The following is an 11,101-nucleotide window of genomic DNA, read 5'->3' on the forward strand; positions in this document are numbered from 1 at the left end:
CCCGTGAGCGGGCCTGCCGCTCGGGCAGCGTTGTCCTCTCCTGTAGGCCCATCTCCTTCGAAGAGCCTTGTGCCATGGCTGGATCTGAGCACTCCCGACCGGGGGAACCGGGCGCGGACGCCCGGAGCGGTGGTTTCGCCCGCCCCCTTCGCAACCTCGCGCGCCGCGGCCGCTCCGGTTCCGGTTCCCGCCAGCGGCGGGACGCTCGGCGGTCCGGCTCCCAGGAGCCCCCGGTGACCGGCCGGCCGGGACCGGGCGCCGACCGCCCGGACACCGCCGGCCTGCCCGGCACGGCCGGAGAGGCGGCCGTCCGGGAAGCACCCGCCAAGTCCTGCGACCCCGTCTTCCAGCACGGTGTGGTGGTGGGCTTCGACGGCTCGCTGTCCAGCGAGCGCGCCCTCGCCTACGCGGTGGGCATGGCCCGCCGCTCCCAGTGCGGGCTGGTGATCGTGCATGTCGCCAACCGGCTGCCCGCCACCGTGTGGGCCGGCTGCGAGCCACCGGTCTTCGTGGACCTCCCCGACCACCGGACGGAGGTGCTCGGCCTGGAGCTCGCCTGCGCGGACTTCCTCTCCGGAGTGCCCTGGGTCCTGGTCGAACGGGGTGGCGACATCTGCCACGAGATCGAGGAGGTCGGCCGTGAGTTCGCCGCCGACGCGATCGTGGTCGGCACCACGCACGGCCTGCTCGGCAAGATCTTCGGCTCGGTCTCCGGCCGTCTCGCCCGCCGCGCCAACCGCCCGGTGATCGTGATCCCCTGATCTTCGGGAGCGCTGCTCCCGGCCGTGGCGTCGGAGCGTCGGGTGCGGCCGTGGCGTCGGGTGCGGTCGGAGCGCCGGGTGCGGTCGTGGATGGCCGCCGAACCGGCCGGATATAGGCCGAACGTGTTGTCCGTGCGGACGGAACGCGGCGCTACCCGGATCGCCGCGGGGCGGCGACGAAGAATGACCGGGTGATCGTTGGGCCAGCTTCGCCTCCGAGTCCTCCCCCGCGCCGTCAGCTCGACCGTCCGCTCCCCTGTGCCGTCTCCCTCCTCGTGCCGCTCGCTTTCCTCGCGCTGATCCCGGCCCCGGTCGCGGCGGCCGGTGTGCCACGGACCCCGACGGTGCACCCCGCGGGCGGCGAGGCCCGCGGCGCGGTGCGGCTCGAGGTCCGCACCAACGGTGCGACCGGCACCGAGGTCCGGGTCCGCGCCGACGAACCCCTGCTCCGCGTCTACCGGTTGACGAACCAGGCCGAGTACCGGCTGACCGTCACGACCCTGAAGGACGCCCAGGTCTCCGGGGCGCCGGTGGTCTGCGGAGGCGAACAGCCGCTGGTGCTCCCGCCGTTGGGCGTGGTCGAGTGCTCGGCCACCCTCCCGGCCCGCAGCGGCCCGCAGCGGACCGAGGTCCGGGTGGAGGCCGCCGCCCCCAAGGGGATGCCCTCGGCCGTGGCGGCCACGCAGGCCGGCTACCGCGGACTGGTCGCCGGCCTGGTGCTGACCCGGGTCGGTCTCCCGACCGGCTCCGGCGTGCTGGCCCGTGCCGACCGGAGCGCCGACCGGAGCGCCGGCCGGAGCACGGGCCGGAGCACGGGCTGGACAGCCGCCGATGACGCCTTTCTCCCCGCGGTCCGGACGTCCGGACCGCGCGCGCTGCCCATGGTGGCCGGCGGCGACGTCCGGTTGCGCTACCGGGTGGACGCGGTCGGGGACTCGTCGATCAGCGCGGTCAGTGTCGCGGAGCACCTCCCCGGGGTGGGACCGGTCAGTTGCACCGGACAGTCCGCCGCCGGGCTGCTGGAACCCGGGCGGCCCCTGGACTGCGCGGCCTCCGGCGCGGCCGTGCCAGGTCGCCACACCGGCGTGGCGCGCGCCGAGGGCCTGGCGGCCGACGGCGCGGTCGGCCAGGACGGCCGCCCGCTGCCGCCCCGGCCGGTCGCCGCCGAGGCCGCGGGCGACTACGAGGGCCAGGGTCCGGCCCCCGCCCAGCCGGGGGCCGGACCCGCCCCGGCGCCACCGGGCGCCGCCCCGGGAGCGGGCACCGGTGCCGGGCCGACCACCGTCGGCCGCCCGCCGGCCCCGGCCGCAGGTGCTGCCGCCCCGGCCGCCGCTGTCCCGGGAGCCGCCGGCGTCGCCGGCAGCGCCTTGCCGCCCAATGCCCTGCCGCCCAATGCCCTGCCGCCCAACCCCGCGGCTCCCAATGCCGCCGCCGCGCCCGCCGGTTCGGCCGCCGTTCCGAATGCCGCCGCCAACGGCGCGGCTGCTGCTCCGGCTGCTGCGGCTGCGGCTGCGGCCGCTCCGGGTGCAGCCGCAGCCGCAGCAGCCGCCGCTGGATCCGCCGTGCCCTACCGTCCGGGGACCAGCACCTTCGGCCTGCCCGCGAGCCCCTTCCAAGCAGCGTCGGCCGTCGGCGCTGCCGGTGCTGCCGGAAGCGCGGGCGCCGCCGCTGGGGGTACGGGAGACGGAGCGCCGGGAGGCCCCGGCTCCGGCCCCGGTACCGGCTCCGGCCCCGGTGCCCCCTCCGCCGGCCCGGGCCGATCGGCGGAGTCCGCCGTGCCGAACCCGAAGGGGAACACGGCCTCGGTTGCTCAGATTCCGGACGACGCGCCGTTCGACCGGGACGAGGACTGGGACACCAATGAGGTGATGCTGATGATGCTGGCGATCATGCTCCCCGTTCTGGTCGTGCTGGCGGCCGCCATGTCGGCGCGGCAGCGTGAGGGGTCCGGGCCCGGAGGTGGCGGTGGCGACTGAACTCCGGGGGAGTGAGCGGTAGGTGTGGGTCAATGTCGTGGCGGCGCTGGCGGGTGCGGCGCTCGCCCTGGTCATCGGTGTGCTGGTCGGCCGGTCCCGCGGTTCCCGCGAGGGGGCGACCAACCCGTCCGCGATCAGCTTCGCGGGCGCGGCGGTGCTCGGCTTCTTCGCCCTCTTCACCGGCTTCGCCATCGCCGGTGCGTGGCAGCAGCTGAACATGGCCCGCCAGCACACCTACGAGGAGTCTCGTGCCCTCACCGAGGTGTACTGGGCGGCGCGGCTGCTGCCGGAGCCGGACCGACCGGTCGTGCAGCAGCGGGTGCGTCAGTACACCGGGCAGGTGATCGGGGACGAGTGGGCGCAGATGGGCCAGGGGCACGGCAGTGCCGAGGCATGGGCGGCGGCGGACCGGATCAGGGTCTCGGTGGACGCGGTGCGGAGCCAGGACCCGTCCGAACTCGCGGCCAAGGCCGATGTGTTGAGAAGCCTGACGGATGTCTACGCGCGACGGAACGCCCGGTTGTCCGACGTCGGCGCGGAGGTGCCGGTCCTGGCGCTGGGAGGTTTGGTGGTGGGGTCGGTGCTCGTCCTGGCGACGCCACCGGTGATCGGGTTGACCGCCACCGGCCGCAACCTGGTGCTGATGGGGTTCGTAGGGGCCTCGGTGGCCTTCGCGGTCAGTATGGTGTTCCAGCTCAGCGGCCCGTTCGACGGTGCCGTCAGGGTCGCGCCGACGGCGTTCGAACTCGCGCTGACCCGGTACGACCAGATCGACTCGGGCGGGCCCGTGGTGACTCCTTCCTCTTTCCGGGCGCCCCGCTGAGCGCCCTCCCGGCGGTGCCGCCCGCCCTCCGCGTCGTCGCCGACGGACGACGCGAGGGCGGCACGCGGACCTGCCGCAGCCTCAGGAGACGCCGAGCTCCCGCGCGATGAGCATGCGCTGCACCTCCGAGGTGCCCTCGCCGATCTCCAGGATCTTGCAGTCCCGCCAGAAGCGGGCGACCGGGAATTCGTTCATGAAGCCGTACCCGCCGTGGATCTGGGTCGCCTCGCGGGCGTTGTCGACGGCGGCCTCCGACGAGTACAGCTTGGCGATCGCGGCCTCCTTCTTGAACGGTTCCGAGTGCAGCAGCCGGGAAGCGGCGTCCCGCCAGGCGAGGCGGGAGGTGTGGGCGCGCATCTCCATGTCGGCGAGCTTGAACTGGATGGCCTGGTTGGCGCCGATCGGGCGGCCGAAGGCGCGACGGGTACCGGCGTAGAGGACGGACTGGTCGACGCAGCCCTGGGCCAGGCCGGTGGCCAGGGCGGCGATCGCGATGCGGCCCTCGTCGAGGATCCGCAGGAACTGGGCGTAGCCGCGACCTCGCTCGCCCAGCAGGTTGGCCGCGGGAACGCGGCAGTCGGTAAAGGACAGTTCGCGGGTGTCGGATGCGTTCCATCCGACCTTCGAGTACTTCTTCGACACCTGGAACCCGGGGGTCCCGGTGGGCACGATGATGGAGGAGATTTCGCGCCGTGGCGAGGAGAATTCGCCCTCTTCACTCGAACGAGCGATCGGTTCGGTGAGCGCGGTGACGGTGACCAGACCCGTGATGTCGGTGCCGGAGTTGGTGATGAAGCACTTGGTGCCGTTGATCACCCACTCGTCGGTGGCCTCGTCGTAGCGGGCGGTGGTGCGGGTCGCCCCGGCGTCGGAGCCGCCCTCGGGCTCGGTCAGGCCGAACGCGCCGAGCAGCTCGCCGGAGGTCAGCCGGGGCAGCCACTCGCGCTTCTGCTCCTCCGTGCCGAAGCGGTGGATCGGCATCGCGCCGAGCGAGACCGCCGCCTCCAGGGTGATCGCGACCGAGGAGTCGACCCGGGCCAGCTCCTCCAGGACCAGGCACAGCGCGAAGTAGTCGCCGCCCATGCCGCCGTACTCCTCCGGGAACGGCAGGCCGAACAGGCCCATCCGCCCCATCTCCCGCACGATCTCGTAGGGGAACTCGCCCTGCTCGTAGTACTCGCCGATCTTCGGCGCGACCACGTCCTGGGCGAATTCGGCCACGGTGCGCCGCAGTTCCTCGTACTCGGTGTTCAACCGGTGATCGAGCATGGTGATCCTCCTGGGGCCCCGCCGGGGTGGGCGCGGGCGTGGTCGGGGCGACCGCCGTCCGTGCGGGTGTGACGGACGGCGGGCGGTGCGGGGAGCGGACGAACGGGGTGGACCGGCCGGCGGTCGAACGGCCGGGTCCGGAGGGGGCCGGCCGGGGCGGGCAGCCGCCCGGCCGACGGTCGGGACGGTCGGTGCGGGGTCAGTCCGAGGCTCCGGCCGCGGTGGCGTCGAGCAGGGCCTGGACGGTGCGGGACGGGCTCGGGCGGCCGAGCCGGCGCGCCATCCAGCCGCTGGTGGCGACCAGGGCGCGCAGGTCGACGCCGGTCCGGATGCCGAGGCCGTGCAGCATCCACACCAGGTCCTCGGTGGCCAGGTTGCCGGTGGCGCTCTTGGCGTAGGGGCAGCCGCCCAGTCCGCCGGCGGACGCGTCCACGGTGGTGACCCCGGCGCGCAGCGCGGTCAGCGTGTTGCTGAGCGCCTGGCCGTAGGTGTCGTGGAAGTGCACCGCCAGCCGGTCGACCGGCACGCCCGCCGCCGCGAACCCGTCGAGCAGGTCGGTGACCTGGCCCGGGGTGGCCACGCCGATGGTGTCGCCGAGGCTCAGCTCGGCGCAGCCCAGCTCCAGCAGCCGCAGGCCGGACCGGACCACCTGGGCGACCGGGACCGGGCCTTCCCAGGGGTCGCCGAAGCACATCGACAGGTAGCCGCGGACCGGGACCCCGGCCGCCGAGGCCCGTTCCACCACGGGGCGGAACATCGCCATCGCCTCGTCCGCCGAGCGGTTGAGGTTGCGGCGGGCGAAGGTCTCGGTGGCGCTGGCGAACACGGCGACATCGGTGGCGTGGTGGGCCAGCGCGCGGTCGAGCCCGCGCTCGTTGGGCACCAGGACCGGCAGCCGCAGTGCGGGGCGGCGGTCCCGGAGGCCGGCGAGCCGGGGCATCAGCTCCTCGGCGTCGGCGAGCTGGGGCACCCATTTCGGGTGGACGAAGCTGGTCGCCTCGACGGTGCGCAGCCCCGCGGCGGCCAGCCGGTCGATGAACTCGGCCTTGACCTCGACCGGGACGAGGGCGCTCTCGTTCTGCAGCCCGTCGCGCGGTCCGACCTCGTGGATCCGCACTTCCTCGGGCAGGCCGGGGGCGCGGACCGGGGCGGGCAGCCCCAGGTCGAGGGCGTCGGGTTCGCGCGCGGGGCCGGCGCCTCTCGGCGCGGTGGCGGTCACGACCGCACCGCCGGGACGGGCTCGGCGGCCGCCGGGCCGGACTCGGACTCGGAGCCGGACTCGGAGCCGGACTCGGCGGGGGTCACGACGACCAGCAGTTCCTCCATCGCCACGGTGGCGCCGGCGGTGACCCGGAGCTCGCTCACCGTGCCGTCGTGCGGGGCCGAGATCACGTGCTCCATCTTCATGGCCTCCAGGACGAGCAGGGGCTGGCCCTTGCGGACCGGCTCCCCGGCGGTGGTCTTGACGACCGTGACGGTGCCCGGCATCGGCGCGGTCAGGGCGCCGTGGTGGGCGGCGCCGTCGGCGGCGCCCTCGCCGACCGGGTCGTGGCCGTGCACCGGCCAGGCGTCGCCGTCGACGCCCAGCCAGGTCACCGGGCCGGAGGCCGCGGCGGTCCGGTCCTCGGCGAGGGCGAAGCCGGTCCGCAGGCCGTCGACGGTCAGTCGGAGGCGGCCGTCGGAGCGGTCGGCCCGGGCGCGGTGGACCGGTCCGGCGCCGAGCCGGATCTCGACCTCGGCGGCGGCCCCGGACGGATTGTCAGTGGCCTCCGCTACGTTGCTCGCAGTGATCGGGCGGATGCTCACCGACACCGGGTCCTGGCCGGGGATGCGGAGCCGGTGGGTGGTCCAGGCGGGGTCGCCGCCGAGGCGCCAGCCGGAGGGAAGGGAGAACGGGTCGGTCCAGCCGTCGGCGTCGGCGGCGGGGGTGAGGTCCAGGTGCCGCGCGAGCGCGGCCGCGTAGTAGAGGAGATGGGCGGGTGCCGGTTCCTCCGGCGGCAGGGGGTCCGAGGCCCCGGGAGCCGTCGCCGGGGTCACGGCCGCGGTGGCCGGGGAGTACGGCGAGGCGAGCAGTCCGGGCTCCCGCTGCGCCGTCTGCTCGACCAGGCCGGTGTCGAGTCGTCCTGCGGTGACCTCGGGGTGTGCGAGGAGCCGCCGCAGGAAGCCGGTGTTGGTGGTGACGCCGAGGATCCGGGTGTCCGCGAGGGCGGCGCGCAGGCGGCGCAGCGCGGTCGGGCGGTCGGGTCCGTAGGCGATGACCTTGGCGAGCATGGGGTCGTAGGAGCTGGTGATCACGGTCCCGGGGGCGACCCCGGAGTCCACCCGGATGCCTTCGCCCCGGGGTTCGTCGAGGAGCAGGATGCGTCCGCCGGTGGGCAGGAAGTCCCGTTCCGGGTCCTCGGCGCAGATCCGGGCCTCGATGGCGTGGCCCTGGAAGGAGATGTCGGACTGGGTGAAGGTGAGGGGTTCGCCGGCGGCGACCCGCAGCTGCCACTCGACCAGGTCGAGCCGCCCCGAGCCGGCGACGGCGACGGCGAGTTCGGTGACGGGGTGTTCCACCTGGAGACGGGTGTTCATCTCCATGAAGAAGAAGTCCCGCACGCCCTCCGTGGGCGTGGGGGAGTCCGGGTCGATGCCGGGGACGATGAACTCCACGGTGCCGGCGCCGGTGTAGCCGCAGGACTCGGCGGCCCGGACGGCCGCGGCGCCCATGGCGGCGCGGGTCTCGGCATTGAGCAGGACGGAGGGAGCCTCTTCGATCAGCTTCTGGTGGCGGCGCTGCAGGCTGCACTCGCGCTCGCCGAGGTGGACGGTGGTGCCGTGGGCGTCGGCCAGCACCTGCACCTCGATGTGGCGCGGACGGTCGACCCAGCGCTCCAGCAGCAGGGTGTCGTCGCCGAAGGCGGTGCGGGCGACGCGCCGGGCGGCGGCGATCTCGGTCGGCAGTTCGGCCGGGTCGCGGACCAGGCGCATGCCCTTGCCGCCGCCGCCGGCGGAGGGCTTGAGCAGTACGGGGTAGCCGATCCCGGCGGCCGCCGCGACGAGGTCCTCGTCGGTGGGCGCGGTGGCTTGGCTGCCCGGGACCACCGGCACTCCGGCGGCCCGGACGGCCTCCTTGGCGTTGATCTTGTCACCCATCAGCTCGACCGCGGCGGGAGGAGGACCGATGAAGACGAGGCCGGCGTCGGCGCAGGCGCGGGCGAAGGAGGCGTTCTCGGCGAGGAAGCCGTAGCCGGGGTGGACGGCCTGGGCGCCGGTCCGGCGGGCGGCGGCGAGGATCTGGTCGGTCCGCAGGTAGGTCTCGGCGGCGGAGCTGTCGCTGCGGTCGGCCGGGCCGAGCCGGACCGCGACGTCGGCCTCGCGGACGTGCGGCGCGTCGGCGTCGGCGTCGCTGAACACGGCGACCGAGCGCACGCCGAGCCGCCGCAGGGTGCGGATCACCCGGACGGCGATCTCGCCGCGGTTGGCGACCAGAACTGTGTCGAACATGGGAGGTGTTCCTCCGGGTCGAGGGGGCCGTACGAAGGAGGTGGCGGACACCGGGTGGGTGCCGGGCACCGGGAGGGCGGCGGAGCGGGTGGGCCGCCGCCCCGGGAGGAGCGCTACATCCGGAAGACGCCGAACGGGCCGGGTGCCGGGAGCGGGGCGTTGGCGCAGGCGGTGAGGGCGAGGCCGAGGACGGTCCGGGTGTCCATCGGGTCGATCACGCCGTCGTCCCAGAGCCGGGCGGTGGCGTAGTAGGCGTTGCCCTGGCGCTCGTACTGCTCGCGGACGGGGCGCTTGAACTCCTCCTCCGCCTCGGTGGCCCACTCCTCGCCGTGGGCCTCCAACTGGTCGCGGCGGACGGTGGCCAGCACCGACGCGGCCTGTTCGCCGCCCATCACCGAGATCTTGGCGTTCGGCCACATCCACAGGAAGCGGGGTGCGTAGGCCCGGCCGCACATCGAGTAGTTGCCGGCCCCGTAGGAGCCGCCGATCACCACCGTCAGCTTCGGGACGCGGGTGCAGGCGACGGCGTTGACCATCTTGGCGCCGTGCTTGGCGATGCCGCCCGCCTCGTACTGCCGGCCGACCATGAAGCCGGTGATGTTCTGCAGGAAGAGGAGGGGGATGCCGCGCTGGTCGCACAGCTCGATGAAGTGGGCGCCCTTGAGGGCGGCCTCGGCGAACAGCACGCCGTTGTTGGCGACGATGCCGACCGGGTGGCCGTGGATCCGGGCGAAGCCGGTCACCAGGGTCGCGCCGTACTCGGCCTTGAACTCGGCGAACCGGCTGCCGTCGACCAGCCGGGCGATCACCTCGCGCACGTCGTACGGCGTGCGCGGGTCGACCGGGACGGCCCCGTACAGGCCGGCCGGGTCGACGGCCGGCGGCTCGGCCGGGGCCAGCGGCCACGGGCGGGCGGTGCGCGGGCCGAGCCCGGCGACGATGGTGCGGACGATGGAGAGGGCGTGGGCGTCGTCCTCGGCCAGGTGGTCCGTGACACCGGAGGTCCGGGAGTGCAGATCGCCGCCGCCCAGTTCCTCGGCGGTCACCACCTCGCCGGTCGCCGCCTTCACCAGCGGCGGCCCGCCGAGGAAGATGGTGCCCTGGTTGCGGACGATGACGGCCTGGTCGCTCATCGCCGGGACGTACGCGCCGCCGGCCGTGCAGGAGCCCAGCACGGCGGCGATCTGCGGGATGCCCGCGGCGGAGAGGCGCGCCTGGTTGTAGAAGATCCGGCCGAAGTGGTCGCGGTCGGGGAAGACCTCGTCCTGCATCGGGAGGAAGGCGCCGCCGGAGTCGACCAGGTAGACACAGGGGAGGCGGTTCTCCAGCGCGACCTCCTGGGCGCGCAGGTGCTTCTTGACCGTCATCGGGTAGTAGGTGCCGCCCTTGACGGTGGCGTCGTTGGCGACCACCACCACCTCGCGCCCGGCGACCCGTCCGATGCCGGCGATCACCCCGGCGGCCGGGGCGGCGCCGTCGTACATCCCGTCGGCCGCCAGCGGGGCGAGTTCGAGGAAAGGGGAGCCCGGGTCGAGCAGGGTGTCCACCCGGTCACGGGGGAGCAGTTTGCCGCGCGCGGTGTGGCGGGCGCGGGCCTTGGCGCCGCCCCCGAGCGCGGCGGTGCCGAGCTTCTCGCGGAGTTCGGCGACCAGGGCCCGGTGGGCGGCGGTGTTCGCCAGGAACGCCTCGGACCCGGGGTCGGCGGCCGTGTCGAGCCGGGGCGCCGCGGCGGCCGCGCCGGGTGCGCCGCGGCCGTGGGCCGCGCCGCCCGCCGGGGTGCCGGCCGCCGCGCTGCCATTGATGCCGGTGGGTGCGCCGACTGTGGAGATGACCATCCCAAGAGCTCCCTTGCCCTCGGCGGCAGGTGGGCCGACAGGGCCGGTGAGCCCGCGACCCCCACACGTTAATGAACGTTAACTTGCGTGGCCCAGGTTAACCATCGATAACCCGACTGTCTACGATGGTCGGCATGTCGAACGTCCCATCCGCCTCCGGGCTCGCACGCCGCGACCAGATCCGCAGGGAGGCCGCCCGCCTGTTCGCGGCCCGGGGCTTCCTCGGCGTGGGTGTCGACGAGATCGGCAAGGCCGTCGGTATCAGCGGCCCCGGCCTCTACCGGCACTTCGCCGGCAAGGACGCGATGCTCGCCGACCTGCTGGTCGGCATCAGCGAGCGGCTGCTGGAGGAGGGGCGCCGACGGGCGGGCGGCAGCGAGGGCCCGGCCGCCGCGCTGGACGCGCTGATCGGCGGCCATGTCGACTTCGCGCTCGACGACCGCGACCTCATCACGCTGCACGACCGCGAGCTGCTCAACCTCCGCGACGAGGACCGTCGGACCGTCCGCCGCCTCCAGCGCGCCTATGTGGAGCTCTGGGTGGAAGTGGTCCGCCAGGCCCGTCCGCCGCTCGCCGCCCCGACCGCCGAGCCGGTCGCCCGGGCGGCCGTGCACGCCGTCTTCGGGCTGATCAACTCGACCCCGCACAGCCACGGCCCGAACCCCGCCCAGGGGGACGAGCGCCCCGGACTCACCCGCGACGCGATGGCCGCACTGCTGCACGACCTCGCCCACGGCGCGTTCTCGGCGGCTGCCGACTCCGTCGCCGCTGCCGAGGCCGGCATCCCCGGCGCCGCCGACGCGGCGCGGGCCTGACCGGCGGGCCCGCGCCGCTCCCTTGGAGAGCGTTGCTCCATTCGGGGGCAGGGGGAGTCGGGCGGCCCCGGCCGCCCGCCGCCGGGGCGGGGGCCCCCCCAAAGGCCAACCGCGGGGGGCCCCCCGCGGCGGG

Annotated in this window: 8 protein-coding genes; 4 read left to right on the top strand and 4 right to left on the bottom strand. The window is 74.9% G+C overall.

The genetic code is table 11. From position 1 onward, the window contains the following. The first annotated feature begins 281 nt into the window (after positions 1–281). The 3 genes from SM793_RS03015 (at position 282) to SM793_RS03025 (ending at position 3,560) form a co-directional block, all read left to right on the top strand. On the top strand, positions 282–761 hold the full coding sequence (locus tag SM793_RS03015; RefSeq protein WP_413815862.1) for a universal stress protein: 480 nt from the start codon (positions 282–284) through the stop codon (positions 759–761). Positions 762–1,036: 275 nt separating this feature from the next. Further along, positions 1,037–2,737: a hypothetical protein gene (locus SM793_RS03020; protein WP_320436391.1), complete on the top strand. Its 1,701-nt coding sequence runs from the start codon at positions 1,037–1,039 to the stop codon at positions 2,735–2,737. Positions 2,738–2,759: 22 nt separating this feature from the next. Beyond that, the gene (locus SM793_RS03025; RefSeq protein WP_320436392.1) at positions 2,760–3,560 is read left to right on the top strand and encodes a hypothetical protein; all 801 of its coding nucleotides are present in this window, start codon (positions 2,760–2,762) and stop codon (positions 3,558–3,560) included. An 81-nt stretch (positions 3,561–3,641) separates the two neighbouring features. On the opposite strand, the gene SM793_RS03030 is transcribed toward SM793_RS03025, so the two are convergent. The 4 genes from SM793_RS03030 to SM793_RS03045 all read right to left on the bottom strand — a co-directional run bounded on the left by SM793_RS03030 (position 3,642) and on the right by SM793_RS03045 (position 10,153). Continuing rightward, a complete protein-coding gene (locus SM793_RS03030) occupies positions 3,642–4,829 on the bottom strand; it encodes an acyl-CoA dehydrogenase family protein (RefSeq protein ID WP_320436393.1) in 1,188 nt (395 codons plus the stop codon). A 199-nt stretch (positions 4,830–5,028) separates the two neighbouring features. Continuing rightward, the gene (locus SM793_RS03035; protein ID WP_413815860.1) at positions 5,029–6,048 is read right to left on the bottom strand and encodes a hydroxymethylglutaryl-CoA lyase; all 1,020 of its coding nucleotides are present in this window, start codon (positions 6,046–6,048) and stop codon (positions 5,029–5,031) included. Continuing rightward, positions 6,045–8,318 carry an acetyl/propionyl/methylcrotonyl-CoA carboxylase subunit alpha gene (locus SM793_RS03040; protein ID WP_320436394.1) on the bottom strand — a complete coding sequence of 758 codons (2,274 nt, stop codon included), beginning with the start codon at positions 8,316–8,318 and terminating at the stop codon, positions 6,045–6,047. The genes SM793_RS03035 and SM793_RS03040 overlap by 4 nt, the downstream gene beginning before the upstream one ends. A gap of 113 nt (positions 8,319–8,431) precedes the next feature. Continuing rightward, positions 8,432–10,153 carry a carboxyl transferase domain-containing protein gene (locus SM793_RS03045; RefSeq protein WP_320436395.1) on the bottom strand — a complete coding sequence of 574 codons (1,722 nt, stop codon included), beginning with the start codon at positions 10,151–10,153 and terminating at the stop codon, positions 8,432–8,434. A gap of 134 nt (positions 10,154–10,287) precedes the next feature. On the opposite strand from SM793_RS03045, the gene SM793_RS03050 reads away from it, so the two are divergent. Next, on the top strand, positions 10,288–10,968 hold the full coding sequence (locus SM793_RS03050) for a TetR/AcrR family transcriptional regulator (RefSeq protein ID WP_320436396.1): 681 nt from the start codon (positions 10,288–10,290) through the stop codon (positions 10,966–10,968). Positions 10,969–11,101: the final 133 nt, after the last annotated feature.

Source organism: Kitasatospora purpeofusca (genome assembly GCF_034043715.1).
Taxonomy (GTDB): Bacteria; Actinomycetota; Actinomycetes; order Streptomycetales; family Streptomycetaceae; genus Kitasatospora; species Kitasatospora purpeofusca_A.

Bases quoted from the DNA above. Each gene is read 5' to 3' on its own strand.
- SM793_RS03030 (WP_320436393.1), bottom strand. From the start codon at position 4,829: ATGCTCGATCACCGGTTGAACACCGAGTACGAGGAACTGCGGCGCACC.
- SM793_RS03040 (WP_320436394.1), bottom strand. From the start codon at position 8,318: ATGTTCGACACAGTTCTGGTCGCCAACCGCGGCGAGATCGCCGTCCGG.
- SM793_RS03045 (WP_320436395.1), bottom strand. From the start codon at position 10,153: ATGGTCATCTCCACAGTCGGCGCACCCACCGGCATCAATGGCAGCGCG.
- SM793_RS03050 (WP_320436396.1), top strand. From the start codon at position 10,288: ATGTCGAACGTCCCATCCGCCTCCGGGCTCGCACGCCGCGACCAGATC.